The sequence below is a fragment of the Pseudomonas sp. PvP009 genome (genome assembly GCF_017832995.1).
Taxonomy (GTDB): domain Bacteria; phylum Pseudomonadota; class Gammaproteobacteria; order Pseudomonadales; family Pseudomonadaceae; genus Aquipseudomonas; species Aquipseudomonas syringae.
The window spans coordinates 2923698-2944564 of sequence record NZ_JAFIBG010000001.1; the positions used below are offsets into that span (position 1 = coordinate 2923698).

The 20867-nt window shown below is 60.1% G+C and carries 16 protein-coding genes; 9 read left to right on the forward strand and 7 right to left on the reverse strand.

What is annotated here, in order from left to right; all coding sequences use genetic code 11:
* Window positions 1–42 precede the first annotated feature (42 nt).
* The 3 genes from JOE29_RS12380 to JOE29_RS12390 are packed head-to-tail and all read right to left on the reverse strand — an operon-like array spanning window position 43 to window position 6184.
* Window positions 43–3732 (reverse strand): translocation/assembly module TamB domain-containing protein, encoded by a 3690-nt coding sequence (locus JOE29_RS12380; RefSeq protein ID WP_210079555.1) that lies wholly within the window; start codon window positions 3730–3732, stop codon window positions 43–45.
* The gene (locus tag JOE29_RS12385; RefSeq protein ID WP_016568082.1) at window positions 3729–5453 is read right to left on the reverse strand and encodes an autotransporter assembly complex family protein; all 1725 of its coding nucleotides are present in this window, start codon (window positions 5451–5453) and stop codon (window positions 3729–3731) included. Before JOE29_RS12385 ends, JOE29_RS12380 begins: the two co-directional genes overlap by 4 nt.
* 59 nt (window positions 5454–5512) lie before the next feature.
* Entirely contained in the window at window positions 5513–6184 is a 672-nt protein-coding gene (locus JOE29_RS12390) for a GNAT family N-acetyltransferase (protein WP_003345438.1), read from the reverse strand.
* A 192-nt stretch (window positions 6185–6376) separates the two neighbouring features.
* Here JOE29_RS12390 and xthA point away from each other — a divergent pair, with 192 nt between their 5' ends.
* On the forward strand, window positions 6377–7189 hold the full coding sequence (gene xthA, locus JOE29_RS12395) for an exodeoxyribonuclease III (RefSeq protein ID WP_003420722.1): 813 nt from the start codon (window positions 6377–6379) through the stop codon (window positions 7187–7189).
* Window positions 7190–7335: 146 nt separating this feature from the next.
* Window positions 7336–8679 (forward strand): phosphate ABC transporter substrate-binding/OmpA family protein, encoded by a 1344-nt coding sequence (locus tag JOE29_RS12400; protein WP_210079556.1) that lies wholly within the window; start codon window positions 7336–7338, stop codon window positions 8677–8679.
* 11 nt (window positions 8680–8690) lie between these two features.
* Here JOE29_RS12400 and JOE29_RS12405 read toward each other — a convergent pair whose 3' ends face one another.
* Complete coding sequence (locus JOE29_RS12405; protein ID WP_003410294.1) at window positions 8691–9920, reverse strand: acyl-CoA dehydrogenase; 1230 nt, start codon at window positions 9918–9920, stop codon at window positions 8691–8693.
* Window positions 9921–10105: 185 nt separating this feature from the next.
* On the opposite strand from JOE29_RS12405, the gene JOE29_RS12410 reads away from it, so the two are divergent.
* The 3 genes from JOE29_RS12410 (at window position 10106) to JOE29_RS12420 (ending at window position 12523) form a co-directional block, all read left to right on the forward strand.
* Entirely contained in the window at window positions 10106–11035 is a 930-nt protein-coding gene (locus tag JOE29_RS12410) for a LysR family transcriptional regulator (RefSeq protein WP_003345430.1), read from the forward strand.
* A gap of 165 nt (window positions 11036–11200) precedes the next feature.
* On the forward strand, window positions 11201–11593 hold the full coding sequence (locus tag JOE29_RS12415) for a MerR family DNA-binding transcriptional regulator (protein ID WP_003410292.1): 393 nt from the start codon (window positions 11201–11203) through the stop codon (window positions 11591–11593).
* A 30-nt stretch (window positions 11594–11623) separates the two neighbouring features.
* Complete coding sequence (locus JOE29_RS12420; RefSeq protein WP_032661620.1) at window positions 11624–12523, forward strand: hydroxymethylglutaryl-CoA lyase; 900 nt, start codon at window positions 11624–11626, stop codon at window positions 12521–12523.
* 281 nt (window positions 12524–12804) lie between these two features.
* Here the strand turns inward: JOE29_RS12420 and JOE29_RS12425 are convergent, their stop codons facing one another.
* A complete protein-coding gene (locus tag JOE29_RS12425; RefSeq protein ID WP_032661618.1) occupies window positions 12805–13062 on the reverse strand; it encodes a hypothetical protein in 258 nt (85 codons plus the stop codon).
* A 243-nt stretch (window positions 13063–13305) separates the two neighbouring features.
* On the opposite strand from JOE29_RS12425, the gene JOE29_RS12430 reads away from it, so the two are divergent.
* Genes JOE29_RS12430 through JOE29_RS12445 form a run of 4 tightly spaced genes read left to right on the forward strand, consistent with a single transcriptional unit; the run spans window position 13306 to window position 18926 of the window.
* Window positions 13306–14469, forward strand: coding sequence for an isovaleryl-CoA dehydrogenase (locus JOE29_RS12430; protein ID WP_032661616.1), 1164 nt, complete (start codon window positions 13306–13308; stop codon window positions 14467–14469).
* A gap of 13 nt (window positions 14470–14482) precedes the next feature.
* On the forward strand, window positions 14483–16090 hold the full coding sequence (locus JOE29_RS12435) for a carboxyl transferase domain-containing protein (protein WP_044312867.1): 1608 nt from the start codon (window positions 14483–14485) through the stop codon (window positions 16088–16090).
* 14 nt (window positions 16091–16104) lie between these two features.
* On the forward strand, window positions 16105–16980 hold the full coding sequence (locus JOE29_RS12440) for a gamma-carboxygeranoyl-CoA hydratase (RefSeq protein ID WP_103362515.1): 876 nt from the start codon (window positions 16105–16107) through the stop codon (window positions 16978–16980).
* Window positions 16977–18926, forward strand: a complete 1950-nt coding sequence (locus tag JOE29_RS12445; RefSeq protein WP_210079557.1) for an acetyl/propionyl/methylcrotonyl-CoA carboxylase subunit alpha — start codon at window positions 16977–16979, stop codon at window positions 18924–18926. The genes JOE29_RS12440 and JOE29_RS12445 overlap by 4 nt, the downstream gene beginning before the upstream one ends.
* An 82-nt stretch (window positions 18927–19008) precedes the next feature.
* Here the strand turns inward: JOE29_RS12445 and nfuA are convergent, their stop codons facing one another.
* Both nfuA and JOE29_RS12455 read right to left on the reverse strand, forming a co-directional pair.
* Window positions 19009–19602, reverse strand: coding sequence for a Fe-S biogenesis protein NfuA (nfuA, locus tag JOE29_RS12450; RefSeq protein WP_002553665.1), 594 nt, complete (start codon window positions 19600–19602; stop codon window positions 19009–19011).
* 70 nt (window positions 19603–19672) lie between these two features.
* Entirely contained in the window at window positions 19673–20695 is a 1023-nt protein-coding gene (locus tag JOE29_RS12455) for an acyltransferase (RefSeq protein ID WP_032661608.1), read from the reverse strand.
* Window positions 20696–20867: the final 172 nt, after the last annotated feature.

Genomic DNA, 20867 nt, shown 5'->3' on the forward strand with positions numbered 1-20867 from the left:
GGCTGGACGCCAGACCATGCCATTACCGCCGCCGGCCCTCGCCTAGAAGTCCCTTTTATAAAAAATATCCAGTGAGCTGGCAACACCGCTCGCGGCCTCCAGGTACACACGCTTGCTGAGCAGATAGCGCAAGGCGATGGTATTGGCCGGTTCAAACACGCCTACGCCATAGCGCAGGCTGAGCTTGTCGGTGATCTTGCCGCTGGCAACCACGTTGGTCTTGTCGCCGGTTCCCGAGGTGTCCAGCTCGAAGTCCTTGATACCCAGATTATCCGCGAGCTTGCCGGTGGTCGACGAGCTGCCTGCTACACCCAGCGCCAGCGCGGCCTGAGCAACCATGTTGTTGTCTTCGCCGGAAGTACTGAGCGGTCTGCCCATGACCAGATAGGAGAGCGCCTGCTCCTGGCTCATCGCAGGTTCGGAGAACACCTCGGTGGTAGGCTGCTCGGCACTGCCGGTCAGACGGATACCGGCAATCACGTCGTCGGTCTGCCGAATCGCCTCGATGTCCAGATATGGCTGGTCGACCGGGCCGGCAAACAGCAAGCGCGCCTTGCGAATGGTCAGCCGCTGCCCGTAGGCACGATAACGACCATCGTTCAGGTTCAGTTCGCCACGGGTGTCCAGGTTGTCACCGATGTGCACATGCCCGACCAGATTGGCGGTGAGCCCGAACCCGCTGAAGCTGAGCTTTTCCTGGCCGACGTCCACATTGATGTCCATCGCCACAGCCAGCGGCGGAGCGCCCTGCTCGGTCTGCTGTCCAACGATCACCGTGTCGCCGGAGAGCTTCACAGTAGAAGGCGGCAACTCGCGTATCGTAATCGCGCCCTTGGGCACCAGCACCTTGCCGGAGATGGCCAGTCGCTCTCCCTGCATGGAGATTTTCAGGTCAGGCGCAGCCTCTACCGCCGCATAGGGTTCGACATTGATCGGCAGGCGCGAGCCCTTGAGGCTCACATCGACGTTCAGGCTCTGCCCCCAGGCCACCTGACCACCCAGGCTGCCCTGCCCGGTGCTGCCACTTTTCCAACCGCCGTTGAGCTGTACGCTTTCTCCGGCAATCAACGCCTGGACCTTGAGGTCGTGCAGCTCCATGGGCAGCTCTGCGCCCGCCACTTCACCGCCTTCCAGCGTCACGTTGCCGTTGACCAGTGGCGCCAGCAACGAGCCTGACAACCGGCCATTGCCATTCAGACGTCCATTGAGTTTCTGCACCATCGGCGCGAAAGGACGTGCCACCGAGATATCCAGCCCCGAGAGGTTGAAGTCACCCGCCAGGGTTTTGTCCTTGGCCAGCGGGTCGATCTGCGCGTTGAGCAGCAGCCTTCCCAGCTTGCCGCCGTCGAAGTCCAGACGCGTGTCGATGCGCTTGGGCGCCAGCGTGGTGGCCAGTTTCAGCGTCTGATAAGGGAAGTCCAGCCACTGATTGTTGTTGCGGACCCGCAGCGTCCCACCTCCGGCGTCGATCATGACCTTGCCGCTGGGGCCGGCTGCCGGGATGTCGAGCTGCACATCTGCATTCAGCGCGCCCTTCCAGGCAAAATCCTTGGGCATCCATTGCGCCAGGCTGTCCAGCGGGAAATTCTTGAGCTGATAACGCAGATGGGGTTCCGGCATCAGGCGCTGATCACCGCCACACAGGCTGGCGGCCCCGGACAACCAACAATGCGCACCGAAGTTGAGGCGGCCATCGGCCAGACGCTCGATCTTCGCCGGCTGCTGCAAACGCCAGTTCTGCCCGCCGCTTTGCACCGTACCGCTGGCCAGTCGGCCTCGCCAATCACCCTTGTCCAGACCACCGTCAAGGCCGATGGCCAGCTTGAGCAATGGTCCTTGCAGGTCCAGTTTCAGTTGCTGGTTTTTGAGCGTACCCTGACCGTCCACCAGCAAGGTGCCCAACTGGGTATCGCCAGCCTGAATACCGGCACCTTTGAGGCTGATGTCCGCGCGCTGCGCCTGATCCAGTCTGGCGTTGAGCGTCAGGGTTTGCAGACGATTGTCTTGCAAGGCGAGCTGGCTGCCCTGCAAGGCCAATTGCCCCTGAGGCGCCTGCAGCGTTCCGGCCAGATCCAGCCGGCCTTTGACTTGCCCCTGCAAGCGTGGCCAAAGCTGGGCCAGACGCGGCAGATCAAGGTCCAGTTGCCCTTTGAGACGCTCCTGCAGACTACCCGTACCTTGAATACGGTTATCCCCGAGGCGGATGCTCAAGCTGCTGACATTCCATTGCTGATCACGGCCGTCAGCCTTGGCTTGCAGCAGCGCCGGCTGACCACGCAGACGCCCTTTCAAATCGAGGTCGGCGCTGAGGTCAAGCTGCTCATTGCGCATCTTACCTTTGCTGCGCAACGGGCCTGCCAGAGTGCCGGGCAGTTCGGCAACCCAGAATGAAGGGTCCAGCGCACTCAGGTCCAGGGCTGTATCCCAGCCGATGCCGTCAGCGAATTGCAGGTTCAGGAAACCACTGGCCTTGCCCTGCCCGGCGACCAGTTCCAGTTGCGGCAGATGGATCTCTTGCAGGTTGCCGCTGAACGGGCTGACCAGGTTGAATGCACCGGCAGGCCCTTTGAGGCTGGCGTTGAAATTGCCGAGGTAATTGCCATCGGTATAGGAAATATCACCCTTGAAGGCATGCAATGCCACCTGAGGCTCTGCCGCCAGTGGATACAGGCGTTGCCAGGGGAAATCCAGCCAGTCGATGCTTGCATCCGCAGAAAAACCGCTCTGCCAGTTCATCTTGCCGTTGATGGCCAGACGCTGCTGATCATCGGCGGCCAGATCGAGTGCGGCGATGGTTGCGCCGTTGGCATCCACATTTCCTTTCAATGACAACGCAACCGGGCCTTTTTCTGCGGGCAGGCTGGCGCTGCCATCTATCAGATAGCCCGAGTCAAGATTGCCCTCGGCCGTCAGCAGTAACTGCTCCAGCTGCACCGTATCAGGCAATGCAACTCTGGGTTTGAAGTGCTCGGCAGTCAGCTTGATGCGTGCCGGAAGGTGCTCGGCCAGGGGCTGCAACTCGCCGGTCAGCAAACCCGGCAGATAACCGCTGCTGTCCGCCTTGAGCTGCAGCGTCTTCAGCAGGTCGCCCTGAATATCCAGCGCCAGCGTCCAGGGCTGGCCATCCTGTGGCGGAAGTTGCAGTTGACCTTGAACGCTGAGTGGCCAGTCGCCCTCGGGTTTCAGCAGGCCACTGAGGTCCAGCACCAGCGCATCACGTTGCAGGTGCGCACTGTCGATCTTCAAGCCTTCTGCGGTCCAGTGCGCTGCCAGCTTAAGATCGCGCAACTGTTCGACGCCATCCAGTTGCACACCGCCCAGCTGTATATCACCCAGTTGCAGCGCCAGCGGTAACCTGAGCGTCGGTAACTGGATCGGGCCGTCGCTGGCGGGCGTATCGCTCGGCGGGAAATGCATCAGCACCTGCTGCGCATGCAGACGGTCGATGCATAACGTCATATTCAACAGGCAGGCAGGCGTCCAGGCGAAATCGATGGATTGAACCTCGACGCGATCCGCGCCCTGCTGCCACACGAGGCGCTCAGCGCTCCACTGGCCGCCCAGTCGTCCCTGAAAGTTTTCCAGCTGTACACCGGGCACCCGAGCCAAGGCCCACTGACTGCCCGTGTGGGTGCCCAGCAGCAGCGCGACACTGATGACCACCAGCAGCAGTAATGCAACAAGTCCCAGCCCGACGATCTTGGCGCCGCGGGTGATGTTCGCCTTGTTCAAAGCTCCGGCCCCATCGAAAAGTGCAGACGGATTCCGCCTTCATCGTCCAGCGCGTGGGCCAGATCGAGACGCAGAGGGCCCACTGGAGATACCCAGCGCACGCCGAAACCAACCCCGGTTTTCAGGTCTGGCTTGTCCAGGCTGTTGAACGAGTTGCCCTGATCGATGAAGGTCGCCAGGCGCCATTTATCAGCAATGGAATATTGGTATTCGACGCTGCCGGCAAACATGTATCGCCCACCGATGCGGTCGCCGTCGGAATTGGTCGGTGACAGCTTCTGATAGTCATAGCCGCGCACGCTTTGATCACCGCCGGCAAAAAAGCGCAGCGATGGTGGTATCGAGGTGTAACCGTCGGTGAGGTTGCCGCCAAACTGCACACGACCGAGAAAGCGGTGATTTTGCGCGACGGTCGTCAGCCCTTTGAGCAGCACATTGGCATGCACCAGGTTGGCGTCAGACAACATGCCCTCCTTGGCCACCTGCGTGTCGAATTGCAGGCGGTAACCCTGGTGCGGGTCGATACGGTTGTCACTGCGCAGGTACGAGTAACTGATACCGGGCATCAGCAACGTGCTGAGGCCGGCGTCGTCGCCCAGGCGGTATTCTTCACGCTGCCACTTCAGGGATATGACCCGCTCCCAACCGCTGGGCAGCTTGCTGTGCCATTCGGGGCCGGCAGTCAGCAACTTGCTGAGGCTGTCGGTTCCGGCGATCTCTTCATACTGATACCCGCCGGCGTAGCGCAATTTGTCGGTCAGCGGCGGGTCGAGGGGCACGTCGTACCACAGACCGACATTTTGCCGTGGCGCGGAGATCTCGGATTCGAAGCCATAGCTATGGCCCTGCGGGTTGGCCCAGTGCCGGGTCCAGTTGGCTTTGCCTCGCGGGCCGACATCGGTCGAATAGCCCAGCCCCAACCCCATGGTGCGAGGTTTGCGGGTTTCGAGCTGGACGGTCACCGGAATGACCTGGTTTTGCGCTGCGGTGGGCGCCGCATCGACCCGTACGCCCTCGAAATAGCCGCTGCCCTGCATAGCCTGGGTCAGTTCGGCAATCAGTTGGGAGTCGTAAGGCGTGTTTTCCTTGAACGGCACCATGCGTTTGAGCAGATCGTCATCAAATGGCGCGTCGCCACTGAACATGACCTTGCCGAGCGTGTAGCGCGGTCCGCTTTCATAAACCAGTTCGATATCGGCCACACCGGCCCGCGGATCGATGGCCAGACGCTGGCTGGTGAAGTGTCCACTGAAAAATCCGTAGCGCGAGGCCTGATTCTGGATCAGGCGCTTGGCGTCTTCATAATTGCCGTGATTCAACACCGCGCCGGTTTTCAGGGCGTCGCTGCTGGGCACACGAAAGGCCTTCATCGCTGCCGCCGGCCCTTCGACCCGAATCACCACGTTGCGCAGATGAATGGGTTCGCCCGGCTGGATATTGATCACCAGGCTGGGCTGCTCTCCATCCTTGATTTCACTGTCGATCTGCGCCTGATAATAACCCAGCGCCTGAGCGGCTTTTTCCGCCTGCTGCTCGGCGCCAAGGCTGAAGTTGCGCAATGCCTGGGCATCACGCTCGCCCAGATCACCGACATACCCTTCGACGTTGGCCTTGAGTTGCGGATTGGCAGGCTTGATCCTGACATCGAGGCGGGCCTGGGCAAGCGCGGCCGCACTCATGGTCATCAGGAACACGCTGCTGAATAGTCTGAAGAGCTTCATGGGCGTAGATGCTACCACGATCGACAGGCTGCACTGGAAGCCCACGAATTGTCGGATATTCAGGCCATTACGTCAGGGACCGGCAGTGATACCTGAGGGTTGGGATGAAAAAATACATGCTCTCGGACAGGCCCTACAGCAATTTCACCGATCTCTTCGTAGCCCTGTCGCTTATAGAACTCCAGATAACGCGGATTGCCGGTGTCTACCACGATGCCCTGGGAGTGTTCATCCACTGCGCACCAGTCGTGCAACGCGGCCAGCAGCTGCTCGCTCAGGTCCTGACCGAGCTTCTGCCCCTGAAACTCCGGATCAAGGCCGATTAACGGCAGCACATGCACGGTTTCCGACGGTACGCAGGCAAGAACTGCGTTGTAATACGCCAGATAACGCTGGGTGCAACCCAGACCTGTGTCCATCACCATGCGCAGGCGCCAGGCCCAGCTTTCGGTGACACCCAGACGACGCTGCGGCGGCGCAATCAGCGCTACGCCGACCAGGCGGTCCTGCAGGAACAGGCCCAGCGCGGGCTGGTTTTGCAGAAAGTGTTGTTTGACCAATTGGCGAATGGTCGCCAACACGCGTTGCTCATAGCCCTCACGCTCGGCGTTGAACAGATAGGCAAATGTCGGATCGTGGCGGTAGGCCCTGAACAGCAAGGAGCGGGTTTCACGGGAATAACCACTGTCGAGTTGGCGAATTTCACCCGTGATGGCAGCAGGTAGGGACATAAAGGGCCTCGTGTTAACGGAACTGCGTCTGGCGCAGCGGTTTTGGCAAGCAGGCTTTCGAGTGATGGCCATTGATAACAGTTCCAACGATTTATCCAGACACGCCATGGCCTGTGCTTCCGACGCGGCACTGGTCCTGAAACCACAGGTCGGCTAGCATCGCTGTTTGTTTTTGCTCAGGACCGCTGTTTTATGAAAATCGTCTCGTTCAACATCAATGGTCTGCGCGCTCGACCGCATCAGTTGGCGGCGCTGATCGACAAACATCAGCCTGACGTGATCGGTCTTCAGGAAACCAAGGTTTCGGACGAGCAATTCCCCCAGGCGGAAGTCGAAGCGCTGGGCTACCACGTTCACTTCCACGGCCAGAAAGGCCATTACGGTGTCGCGCTGCTGTCGCGCAATGCGCCGCTGGCCCTGCACAAGGGCTTCGAGGGGGACGACGAAGAATCCCAGAAGCGTTTCATCTGGGGCACTTACGCCGACAGCAATGGCCAGCCGGTGACCATCATGAATGGCTACTTTCCACAGGGCGAGAGCCGTGATCACCCGACCAAATTCCCCGCCAAACAGCGCTTTTACGAAAACCTGCAAACGCTGCTCGAGGGGCAATTTCGCAACGACCAACCGCTGATCGTCATGGGCGACGTGAATATTTCTCCGCAGGACTGCGATATCGGCATCGGCGCCGACAACGCCAAACGCTGGCTGAAAACCGGCAAGTGCAGCTTTCTGCCTGAAGAGCGGGAGTGGATGGAGCGCTTGAAAAACTGGGGCCTGGTGGACAGCTTTCGTCACCTGTACCCGGAGGTCGTTGACCGCTTCAGCTGGTTCGACTACCGCAGCCGTGGCTTTGAAGACGAGCCCAAACGCGGCCTGCGCATCGATCTGATCATGACCTCTACCGGTTTGCAGCCACGCATCAAGGAAGCGGGTGTGGATTACGATTTGCGCGCAATGGAAAAGCCGTCCGACCACGCGCCGATCTGGCTGGAACTGAGCTGATTGCCCCCTACTGGCCCCTCTTGCGCGATCCTTCTTTAATAAGGATTGGGTCGCGCTGAAACACGCACAGTCCCTGAAATTGTCATATTCCGGCAATCTCTCTGACTTATTCTCCCGGCACCCTCCCGTGATTCATGGTGACGCCGATGCTGCGCGCTTTGCTTACGGCGTTCATTCTGTCGAGCGCCACCCTGCCCGCTTTCGCGCAAGCCGCGCTGCCGTTGCCCGCCGGCGATATACCGGCCTTGCGCATTCAAGGCTCCAACACCATCAATGCGCAACTGGGGCCTGCGCTGGTCGAAGGATTGATGCGCCAGCAAGGTCTGCAGTCGGTACAGATCCTTCCCTGCAACACTCTTAATGAACAGCGCGTCGTTGGGACTACGGCCACCGGACAACCTGTCAGTGTCGAAATCGCTGCGCATGGTTCAGGCACCGGTTTTACCGCGCTGAAAGCAGGTAACGCAGATATCGCGGCCTCCTCTCGACCGATCAAGGATCAAGAGGCCAAAGACCTGACCAGTCTGGGGGACCTGAAAAGCGCGGCCAGCGAGCAAACCATTGCCATCGACGGCGTTGCGGTGATCGTGCATCCGGGCAATCCGCTGAGACAGCTGGATACCCTTCAACTGGCACGCATTTTCAGTGGCGAAGTCAGAAACTGGAGTGAGGTCGGTGGCAACCCAGGCACCATCCATCTCTATGTGCGCGATGAAAAGTCCGGTACCTACGAGACGTTCAAGGACCTGGTACTGACCAAATACGGCAAGACCCTGCTCGGCAGCGCTGCGCGATTCGAGTCCAGCGAACAGCTCTCTGACGAAGTCAGCAAGGACATCAATGGCATCGGCTTCACTGGCCTGCCTTCCATACGCCGCGCCAAGGCGGTGGCCATCGCCGACGGCGATTCCAGGCCCATGCTGCCGACCGTCAGCCTGATTGCCACCGAAGACTATCCGTTGTCGCGACGGCTGTACTTTTATGTGCCCACATCCACCCCTCAGCGTTGGGCGCAAGCATTGGTCCGCTTCGCGCAGAGTGCCGAGGGCCAGGCTATCGTCGCGCAAAGCGGCTTTGTCGCGCAGACGGTGCAGGTGCTCAAGGTGCAGCCTACCGCGCAGATGCCCGCCGATTACCAGGCACTGGCACGCAAGGCCGAGCGCCTGTCAGTCAACTTCCGCTTTGCCCAAGGCAGCGCGCGCCTGGACAACAAGGCGCAGCAGGACCTCAAGCGGGTCGCGGATTATCTGAAAACCAGCGGCAAACTGGATCAGCACGTAACGCTGGTCGGCTTCGGCGACGCCAAGAGCGACCCGGAGCGTGCTGCCCTGCTCTCCAGGCTGCGTGCCATGGCCGTGCGCCGGGAACTGCTGAAAAGTGGCGTGACGTTCCGCGATATCGTTGGCCTGGGTGACGAAATGCCGGTGGCCACCAATGAAATCGACGACGGCCGGATCAAGAACCGTCGAGTTGAAGTGTGGGTACAGTGATCGACCGGTAGCTAGGAGCTGCTGCGCGTGGTACCTGCCGGCATATATTTGCCTAACTCATACTTGCCGACGGCAGCGCGATGCACTTCATCCGGGCCGTCAGCCAGACGCAACGTACGCTGCATGGCGTACATGTAAGCCAGCGGAAAATCACTGGAAATCCCGGCGGCGCCGTGCATCTGGATCGCCCGATCAATGACCTTCAGCGCCACATTGGGCGCGACCACCTTGATCTGCGCGATCTCGCTTCTGGCGACCTTGTTGCCCACGGTATCCATCATGTAGGCCGCCTTCAGGGTCAGCAGGCGTGCCATGTCGATTTCCATGCGGGAGTCGGCGATCAGGTCGATATTGCCGCCCAGCCTGGCCAACGGCTTGCCGAACGCGACGCGGTCAATGGAACGTCTGCACATCAGCTCCAGCGCCCGCTCCGCCATGCCGATCGAGCGCATGCAGTGGTGAATGCGTCCCGGCCCGAGCCTTCCCTGTGCGATTTCAAACCCCCGCCCCTCACCGAGCAGCACGTTTTCGAACGGGACCCTGACGTTTTCGAACAGCACTTCGGCGTGACCATGGGGCGCATCGTCATAGCCGAACACCGGCAGTGGCCGCACGATCTTCACGCCGGGCGTATCGACCGGTACCAGAATCATCGAATGCTGCTGATGGCGCGGCCCCTCAGGACTGCTCAGGCCCATGAATATAAGGATTTTGCAGCGCGGGTCGCAGGCACCGGAGGTCCACCACTTGCGACCGTTGATGACCCACTGGTCACCGTCACGCTCGGCGCGCGCGGCCATATTAGTGGCGTCCGACGAGGCTACGTCGGGCTCGGTCATGGCAAAGGCAGAGCGAATCTCACCACGCAGCAGCGGTTCGAGCCAGCGGGCTTTCTGTTCCTCGCTGGCATAGCGGACCAGTACCTCCATGTTGCCAGTGTCAGGCGCCGAGCAATTGAAGGGCTCCGGACCGAGCAATGAGCGACCCATGATTTCCGCCAGCGGCGCATATTCCAGATTGCTCAGGCCGGCGCCCAGTCCGGAGTCGGGCAGAAACAGATTCCACAATCCTTCGGACTTGGCCCGGGCCTTGAGCTCTTCCACGATTGCCGTGGGCTGCCAGCGATCCCCTTCGGCCACTTGCCGCTCGAAAACCGGCTCGGCCGGATAAACGTAGGCATCCATGAACGCTGTGACGCGTTCACGCAGGGCCTGCACCTTCGGGGAGTACGCAAAATCCATGGGGTCGCCACCGTGTCGATCAGGTTGTCGAAGTCATGAACGCGATGCTAGAGAAACGCTGCACATTTATCTAATCTATTCCCAGCGTGTATAAACATTCATAACCGATATATGATCCGTCACCCTTGCGGCATTACCACCCCTCTAAACAATCAATCACAATAACGGCACGAGGCGCCCCATCAATGAACCTGAACAAGGTCGATCTCAACCTTTTCATTGTCTTCGACGCCATCTACACCGAAGCCAACCTGACCCGCGCCGGACAGATTGTCGGCATTACCCAGCCTGCGGTCTCCAACGCACTGGCGCGGCTGCGCGAGACCTTCAACGACCCGCTGTTCGTGCGCACGGCACAGGGCATGGTGCCGACACCGATGGCGCAAAACATCATCGGCCCGGTGCGCAACGCGCTTTCGTTGCTCAGGGTATCGGTGCAGGAAAGTCGCATCTTCAACCCGCTGCAGGCCAACAAGAATTACCGCATCAGCATGACCGACCTGACCGAGGCAGTGATTCTGCCGGCGCTGTTCCAGCGACTGCGGCGTCTGGCACCTGCAGTGACCATCGAAAGCTTTCTGTCCAAGCGCCGGGAAACTACCAAGGAATTGGCCGCAGGACGCCTCGACTTCGCTGTGGACGCACCGCTCAACACTGACCCGCAGGTGCGCCACGTGAAGCTGATGGAGGACCGCTATGTGTGTGGCATGCGCAAGGGGCATCCATTGGCGAACAAGGCCGCGCTGACCCTAGACGATTACCTGAGCCAGTCACATATCCATATCTCAAGCCGCCGCAGCGGGTTGGGCCATGTGGATCTGGCGCTCGGCAAGATGGGCATCCAGCGCAGGATCGCTTTGCGCTCGCAACACTACATGATGGCAACCCAGGTGCTGCAGCAAACCGACATGGTCATGACCGTGCCCGAACGCTTCGCCCGTCGTAATGACTTGCACTATGTCTACCTGCCAGTCAGCGACGTTCCGTCGGTCGAGACCCATCTGTACTGGCATGAAAGCACCGACCAGGACCCGGCCAACCGCTGGATGCGTGAACAGATCATCGAACTTTCACAGCGGGTTGTGGCGCAGGAACAAAACCTCGAAAATGCATGAAATATTTAACTCAACTTATTGATTATTAATAAGTTAAGTTATTAACTTAATGTTTTTTCGAAGCAAAGGTTGGCGACCGCTCAAGCTCTGGCATCGCCACTGCTGCTTGACGTAAACGTAAAGCAGCCCTTAGCTTTGCGGCTGCAACCCTCGCCGAGCCACGCCATGAGCAGTCACACCTACAGCATTTCCGAACTCGCCCGCGAGCTGGACATCACCACCCGCGCCATACGCTTTTACGAAGAGCAAGGCATGCTCAGCCCTGAACGCAAGGGCCTGGAACGTATCTATACGGCGCGTGACAAGGTCACCCTGAAACTGATCCTGCGAGGCAAACGCATCGGTTTTTCCCTGGCAGAGTGCAAGGAACTGATCTCGTTGTATGACCCTGCCGGCGGCAATCAGAAGCAGTTGCAGACCATGCTGGGCAAGATCGCCGAACGCCGTGATCAATTGGAACAGCAGTTGCTGGACATACGCCAGATGCAGCTGGAGCTGGACACCGCCGAAGAGCGCTGCCGAGCCGCACTCGATAAGACCGCTGCTGCCCCACTCTGACCCATTCGCACTCACCACAAAGGCGCCGCCATGTCCCTCCCGCAAAAGGTGAATCTCGTCGAAGTCGGCCCGCGTGACGGCCTGCAGAATGAAGCACAACCCATCAGTGTCGACGCCAAGGTGCGCCTGGTGGATGACCTGACGGCAGCCGGGCTGAGCCACATCGAAGTCGGCAGCTTTGTCTCGGCCAAATGGGTGCCGCAGATGGCGGGCTCCGCGCAGGTGTTCGAACGGATCCAGCGCCGTGAAGGCGTTATCTATTCGGCTCTGGCGCCGAATCTGCGCGGCTTCGAAGACGCATTGGCTGCCGGGGTCAGAGAAGTCGCGGTGTTCGCAGCGGCGACCGAAGGGTTCTCGCAACGCAACCTCAACTGCTCGATCAGCGAAAGCCTGGAACGCTTCGCGCCTGTCATGGAAGCAGCACGCATGCATGGCGTGAGGGTTCGAGGGTATGTGTCGTGCGTGTTGGGCTGCCCTTACGAGGGCACCGTTTCGCCCGAACAGGTCGCCACGGTCGCCAACCAACTGCACGCGATGGGCTGCTATGAAATTTCCTTGGGCGACACCATCGGAACCGGAACGCCGGGCGCCACACGGGCGCTGCTCAATGCCGTGGCTGCACATATACCGCGCGGCAAGCTGGCCGGCCACTTCCACGACACCTACGGCCAGGCGTTGGTAAACATTTATGCAAGCCTGGAGGAAGGCATCCAGGTGTTCGACAGCTCCGTGGCCGGCCTCGGTGGCTGCCCTTACGCCAAGGGGGCCAGCGGCAATGTTGCCACTGAAGACGTGCTGTACATGTTGCAGGGGCTGGGTATCGAAACCGGGGTCGATCTGGACCAGGTCATCGCGGCGGGCCAGCGCATCTGCGACGTGCTGCAACGCAGCAATGGCTCTCGCGTGGCCAAGGCCAGACTGTCTGCGTAGCACTGTCACCTGTCGGTAACAGGGTGCGACAACTTGCCACAGAGTGTTACTGTGCCCCGCGTCGAGCAGAGACAAACGGGTAACACGGAAACACTCGGCCGCTGAATAAAACGGCCCGATGCCGAAAAAACAAGCTCATCCCCCGTATTACAGGGGTTTTGAAAATCTGGCACGGGTCCTGCTATATCCCTTGTACAACAAAAATAAAAACACGCAGCAACCCAATAAAAACAACACTTACCGGCTCTGACATAACAAGAACAACACGGACAGAGGCGTAGCTAACAGATTTTTTTGAAGTGGATAGCTTTTCTGAATCGCTTGCTTCGCAAGTTGTTCGCAGCCAGACAGAGAACAACAAAACTGCCCTGAGGCAGCTGCCTAACTGGTTGGATCACTACGATGAAAGTGTCATCAGCGCTCAAAAAAATACGTTTGCTCTTGATCCCGCATGTGGATCGCTCAAAAAAGATGTGAAGGGTCAGGTCGCCAAAAACAACAACAGGCCTCCCGAACAACAAAAAAGAGCGTAGCAACATACCTTGAAGGGGAGCCCAGGCTCCCCTTCGTGCTTTCCGGCGTTCCGGCGTTCCGCCCTCTTTCCTCTGCACTGAAAAATACAGCTTGATCAGCCGTCGTTCGCATAGGCATCGGCGTTGACAGCAAAACCCTACAGGTTTACGTTAACGTAAAGGTCATAGCAGATAGGTGCTATAGCCGCTTCCAGAAAGACGCGCCGTCCATGAACAAAGCGCCACTCAAGAACAAAAAAGGAATGCCCCATGAGTTACCCCAGCCTGAACTTCGCCCTGGGCGAAACCATTGACATGCTGCGCGATCAGTTGCAGTCCTTCGTCGCCGCAGAGCTTGCCCCGCGCGCAGCGCAAATCGACAAGGACAACCTGTTCCCCGCCGACATGTGGCGCAAGTTCGGTGAAATGGGCGTACTGGGGATTACTGTCAGCGAAGAATACGGTGGCGCGGGCCTGGGTTATCTGGCGCACGTCGTAGCCATGGAAGAAATAAGCCGTGGATCGGCATCGGTGGCGCTGTCCTATGGTGCGCATTCCAACCTCTGCGTTAACCAGATCAACCGCAATGGCAGCCCGGCACAAAAGGCCCGTTACCTGCCCAAGCTGATCAGCGGCGAACACGTTGGCGCGCTGGCCATGAGCGAACCCAATGCAGGCTCGGACGTGGTGTCGATGAAACTGCGCGCCGACAAGCGCGGTGATCACTATGTGCTCAACGGCAGCAAGACCTGGATCACCAACGGGCCGGATGCCGACACCTACGTGATCTACGCCAAGACCGATCTGGAAAAGGCAGCCCACGGAATCAGTGCGTTTATCGTCGAACGCGACTGGAAAGGCTTCTCGCGCGGCAGCAAGTTCGACAAGCTGGGCATGCGCGGCTCCAACACCTGCGAACTGTTTTTCGATGATGTCGAGGTGCCCGAGGAGAACCTGCTGGGCGTGCTTGATGGCGGGGTCAGAGTGCTGATGAGCGGCCTCGATTACGAGCGCGTGGTGCTCTCTGGCGGACCGACCGGGATCATGCAGGCGTGCATGGACGTGGTGGTGCCCTACATTCACGACCGCAAGCAGTTCGGCCAGAGTATCGGCGAGTTTCAGCTGATTCAGGGCAAGGTCGCAGACATGTACACCCAGCTCAATGCCAGCCGGGCCTACCTGTACGCGGTCGCCCAGGCCTGTGACCGCGGCGAGACCACTCGCAAGGATGCTGCGGGGGTAATCCTGTACAGCGCCGAGCGCGCCACGCAGATGGCGCTGGAGACCATCCAAATTCTGGGCGGCAATGGCTACATCAACGAGTTCCCGGCGGGCCGACTATTGCGCGATGCCAAACTCTACGAGATCGGCGCAGGCACCAGTGAAATTCGGCGCATGCTCATCGGTCGCGAACTGTTCAACGAAACCCGTTGATTGGGGAGCCACCATGACCATCCTGCAAACCCGAATCAACACCCGCTCGCCTGAATTCACCCTCAATCGCGACGCCCTGCTCAAGCAGGTCGAAGCACTGCGCACGCTGTTGAGCAACGTCCAGCAAGGGGGCGGCCCCAAAGCCCAGGAGCGCCACACCTCACGCGGCAAGTTGCTGCCGCGCGAGCGTATCAACCGTTTGCTGGACACCGGTTCACCGTTTCTGGAAATCGGCCAACTGGCTGCGCATGAGGTATACGGCGAAGAGGTACCTGCCGCTGGCGTGATCGCCGGAATCGGCCGGGTCGAGGGCGTCGAATGCATGATCATCGCCAACGATGCCACGGTCAAAGGCGGCTCCTATTACCCGCTGACCGTAAAGAAGCATTTGCGCGCGCAGACGATCGCCCAGCAGAACCGCCTGCCATGCATCTATCTGGTGGATTCCGGCGGCGCCAACCTGCCCCGCCAGGATGAGGTGTTTCCGGACCGCGAACATTTCGGGCGGATCTTCTTCAACCAGGCCAACATGAGCGCGCAAGGAATCGCCCAGATCGCGGTGGTCATGGGCTCCTGTACCGCAGGTGGCGCGTACGTACCCGCCATGGCCGACGAGGCGATCATGGTGCGCCAGCAGGCCACGATCTTTCTGGCCGGCCCGCCGCTGGTCAAAGCCGCAACCGGCGAAGTGGTCAGCGCCGAAGAACTGGGCGGTGCCGATGTGCACTGCCGCACGTCCGGCGTGGCCGACCACTATGCCGACAACGACGATCACGCGCTCGCACTGGCGCGCCGCAGCATCGCCAATCTGAACTGGCGCAAGCAGGGTCAACTGAACACCGTCGCGCCCATTGCACCGCTGTACCCCGGCGATGACCTGTACGGCATCATCCCCGCCGACACGAAACAGCCATTCGACGTGAGGGAAATCATCGCGCGACTGGTGGATGGCTCGGTACTCGACGAATTCAAGGCCCTGTTCGGCACCACGCTGGTCTGTGGCTTCGCGCGTCTGCATGGCTACCCGATCGCGATCCTCGCCAACAACGGCATCCTGTTCGCAGAAGCGGCACAGAAAGGCGCGCACTTCATCGAGCTGGCCTGCCAGAGAGGCATCCCCTTGCTGTTCCTGCAGAACATCACCGGCTTCATGGTCGGCCAGAAGTATGAAGCGGGCGGCATCGCCAAGCATGGTGCCAAGCTGGTGACCGCCGTGGCCTGCGCCAGGGTGCCAAAATTCACGGTGATTATCGGCGGTAGTTTTGGCGCGGGGAATTACGGCATGTGTGGCCGCGCTTACGATCCGCGCTTTCTATGGATGTGGCCCAACGCGCGGATCGGCGTGATGGGCGGCGAACAGGCAGCCGGCGTGCTGGTGCAGGTCAAGTGCGAACAGGCCGAACGTGCTGGTCAGGCGTTCAGCGCCGAACAGCAGGCCGAACTGAAACAGCCGATTCTCGATCAGTACGAGCATCAGGGCCATCCTTACTACTCCAGCGCACGCCTGTGGGACGACGGGGTCATCGACCCGGCACAAACCCGCGACATTCTCGCGCTTGCCCTCTCCGCCTCGCTCAACGCGCCCATCGAACCTACCACCTTCGGCCTGTTCCGAATGTGAGCCGGGAAATGATCATGACTTCGACCTCATTCGCAACCATAGAGCTGATCAACGACCCACGTGGCTTTGCCACGCTGTGGCTGAATCGACCGGACAAGAACAACGCCTTCAACGCGCAGATGATCCGCGAGCTGATTATCGCGCTGGACCAGGTACAAGGCGATGCCAGCCTGCGCTTTCTGCTGTTGCGCGGCCGTGGCCGGCATTTCAGTGCCGGCGCTGACCTTGCGTGGATGCAGCAGGCAGCAGACCTGGATTACAACACCAATCTGGACGACGCCCGCGAACTGGCGGAACTGATGTACGGCCTCGCCAGGCTGAAAATCCCGACGCTCGCTGTGGTACAGGGCGCAGCATTCGGCGGGGCGTTGGGCCTGATCAGTTGCTGTGACATGGCCATTGCAGCGGAGGATGCGCAGTTCTGCCTGTCAGAAGTGCGCATCGGCCTGGCGCCAGCGGTCATCAGCCCATTCGTGGTAAAGGCCATCGGCGAACGCGCCACGCGACGCTACACCCTGACGGCCGAGCGCTTCGATGGCCAGCGGGCGCAGCAGATCGGTCTGGTCGCCGAGTGCTACCCCGCTGCAGAGCTGCAAGACCAAACGCAGCTCTGGGTCGACAACCTGCTGCTCAACAGCCCGCAAGCCATGCGCGTCAGCAAGGAACTGTTGCGCGAGGTCGGCAACGGCGAGCTGACCCCTTCGCTACGCCGCTACTGCGAAAGCGCCATCGCGCGCATCCGTACCAGTGCCGAAGGGCAGGAAGGCCTGCGCGCCTTTCTGCAGAAACGCACGCCCGGCTGGCAGCCCGTCAAGGATCAGCCGCCTGGCGATCCCGTTACAACAGTCTCGGCAGCCCGGCACGAACCGCAGAAGGACTTGCAATCATGAGCACGCCCGAGCTGACCACGCTGTTGATTGCCAACCGCGGCGAGATTGCCTGCCGCATCATGCGCACGGCGAAAAACATGGGCCTTACCACGGTCGCCGTGCACAGCGCCATCGACCGTGACGCACGCCATAGCCGCGAGGCCGATCTCTGCGTGGACCTTGGCGGCAGCAAGGCCGCAGACAGTTATCTGGCGATCGACAGGCTTATCGAAGCCGCCAGGGCGAGTGGCGCGCACGCGATCCATCCCGGCTACGGATTTCTGTCTGAAAATGCCGATTTTGCGCGTGCCATCGAAAACGCCGGGCTGATTTTCCTCGGTCCACCCGCCTCGGCCATCGATGCCATGGGCAGCAAATCCGCCGCCAAGGCCTTGATGGAGCAGGCAGGCGTGCCTTTGGTGCCTGGCTATCACGGTGAAGCACAGGACATCGAGACGTTCCGTGCCGCGGCCGAGCGCATCGGCTACCCGGTGCTGTTGAAAGCCACCGCGGGCGGCGGCGGCAAAGGCATGAAAGTGGTCGAGCACACTGGCGAGCTGGCCGAAGCGCTAGCTTCAGCGCAACGCGAGGCGCTGTCCTCGTTCGGCGACGCGAGAATGCTGGTGGAGAAATACGTGCTCACCCCGCGCCACGTCGAAATCCAGGTGTTTGCCGACCGGCATGGCCACTGCCTGTACCTCAATGAGCGCGATTGCTCCATTCAGCGCCGACACCAGAAGGTCGTCGAGGAAGCACCGGCGCCCGGCCTGACGGCTTCATTGCGCAAAGCCATGGGCGAAGCAGCAGTGAAAGCCGCACAGGCCATCGGCTACGTGGGTGCGGGTACGGTGGAGTTCCTGCTGGACGCACGCGGCGAGTTTTTCTTCATGGAAATGAATACCCGTCTGCAGGTAGAGCACCCGGTCACCGAGTACATCACCGGGCTGGACCTGGTGGAATGGCAGATCCGTGTCGCCAGAGGCGAATCGCTGCCCATCACCCAGGAGCAGGTGCCCCTGACCGGCCATGCCATCGAAGTCCGTCTGTACGCCGAAGACCCGGCCAACGACTTTCTCCCGGCCACCGGCACGCTGGAGCTCTACAGAGAGCCTGCGCCCGGCCCCGGCAGGCGGGTGGACAGCGGCGTTGCCGAGGGCGACAGCATTTCGCCCTTCTACGACCCGATGCTCGGCAAGCTGATTGCCTGGGGTGAAGACCGCGAGCAGGCCCGTCTGCGCCTGCTGACCATGCTCGATGAATTTGCGGTGGGCGGAGTCAGGACCAACCTGGCCTTCCTGCGCAGAATCATCGCGCATCCAGCGTTCGCCGCCGCGCAGCTTGATACCGGCTTCATTCCCCGCCATCAGACGCAACTGCTGCCGCAAACCGACGAGCCGGACGAGACATTCTGGCAGGCCGCCGCCGAGGCCTTCAGCCAGAGCGAGCCGGCACGCATCGATCAAGCCGATCCATATTCGCCCTGGGCAGTCAGCAGCGGCTTTCGCGCCGGTCTGCCTGCGCAGACGGATCTGCGACTGAGCTGCAACGGTCAGACCCGCAACACCTGCCTGCGCAACAGCAGCCCGTCGTTATTCACTCTGAGTGGCGAGCATCTGCAGGTCGAGCACAACGGTGTGCGCCAACGACACCTGGCGATACGACGCGGCAGTACGCTGTATCTCGAATGGCAAGGCGAGGTGCATACCGTCACGCGCCTGGACGCCATCGCCCAGGTAGACGTCGGTGAAGGTCAGCATGGAGGCCTGACAGCACCGATGAACGGCAGCATCGTACGGGTACTGGTTGAAGTGGGGCAGGCTGTCGAGCCTGGCGCACAACTGGTGGTGCTTGAAGCCATGAAGATGGAACACAGCATCCGCGCCGCCAGCGCCGGGGTGATTACCGCGCTTTACTGCCACGAGGGCGAGATGGTCAACGAAGGCGCGATACTGGTGGAGCTGGACTGACGCTCGTCAACCGCCGCACATGAAAACGCCCTGAACAGTCAGGGCGTTTTCGTGCAGCAATTTCTGTGCAGCGAAGAGACGCTTAGTAGTAGGCGTTTTCTTTCTGCGTATGGTCGGTAACATCGCGAACGCCCGACAACTCGGGAATACGCTCAAGCAGCGTGCGCTCGATACCTTCCTTCAGCGTGACATCTGCCTGACCACAGCCCTGGCAACCGCCACCGAACTGCAGGACGGCGATGTTCTTCGCCTCTTCCTCGACCACATCGATCAGCGTGACCTGACCGCCATGGCTAGCGAGGCCAGGATTGATCTCGGTTTGCAGGTAGTAATTGATGCGCTCGTTGATCGGGCTGTCGGCATTAACCATCGGCACTTTGGCGTTCGGTGCCTTGATGGTCAGCTGGCCGCCCATCCGGTCGGTGGCGTAGTCGACCACTGCATCGTCCAGAAAGGCCTCGCTGAAGCCGTCGATCCAGGCCGTGAAGCTCTTCAGGCCGATGGCTTTGTCTTCCGGTTTCTCTTCACCCGGCTTGCAGTAGGCAATGCAGGTTTCGGCGTACTGAGTGCCGGGCTGGGTGATAAATACGCGGATGCCTATGCCCGGGGTATTCTGCTTTTCCAGCAGATCGGCCAGATAATCGTGGGCGGCATCGGTAATAGTGATAGCGGTCATGAAAATTCCTCGCAGACGTGCGTGCAGTTTACGCCAATCGGCCGCTTCACACAAAGTCCCAGTATTTTTGTCAGGTTAATGCTTGCGCCTGACTGACCGCCCTGCGCGCATCCAGCCAGGCTTTCATCCGGCGGTAGAGGCCCTTCTCGACCCACTCATAACTGACCCAGGCACCGATGGCGATGATCGGCACGCAGAAGGCGAAGACCACATAGGGATTGAGACCAAAGCGCTGCGCCATCAGCAAGCCACCGTACAGCACCAGAACGTGCAGCAGGTACACCGAATACGAGCAGTCACCCAGCACCTTGAGCAGGCGATTGCCTTGGAAATACGGTTCCAGCGAGATGCACGACAACACGATCAAGGCACTCGGCAGGCCCCAGTTGAGCAGGCGCTGCTCGTTGGTCAGGTTATTAATTGCATACAGCCCCACCGCAATGCCTGCCAGCGGCAGCCATAGCGCCTGTTTGATCAAGCCCCTGCGATAGAGGATGCCGATACCGATCCCCAGCAGGAATTCGTAAATGATGTCGTTGCCGTAGAAGCGGCTGATCAGCCCGGCGCGAGCCAGCACCTCACTGACCGCAAACAGCGCTGCGGCAATGATCAACGGCCGGTGGCGCTGCTTGAAGAGGAATACCATCGAAAACAGCAGGTAGAAGAACATCTCGTAGTTCAGCGTCCAGCCAACGTTGAGCGTCGGGTAGAGACCGTAACCACCGGGGTTTTCGGAAGGAATGAACACCAGTGACAAGAGAAAATTCTGCCAGCCGATGACTTGGTGCGGGAGCATCGGCGCTGCCATCAGCAGCAACAACGCCATGGCGGCGGTGTATAGCCAATAGGCCGGAACGATGCGAATCAGGCGATGCAGAATGAAGCGCCGTGCCGGCATGTCGCTGTTCTGCGTAGACAAAAAGATCACCAGACCGCTGATGACGAAGAAGATATCGACGCCGACCGCGCCCTTTGACACAAAGAACTGCCCTACCGGGCCGCTGGCCTTGAAATCGAAAAAAATCTGCATGAAGTGATGACACACCACGACCCACGCTGCGAACGCCCGTAGGGCCTGAACTGAAATCAACATCACGAAAAACCTCTACTTCCTGACTTTCAATCATGGGCCGCTGAATAAACCGGCCTATGACGCGCACCATTTCGGACCACCTTTTTGAAAAAAAGATCGCGCAAGATACATTTCGTTCAGGAAGTAAAGATGGCCGCAGGCCATGTTGCACAAGGGCCTGCGGCGTGAAGCC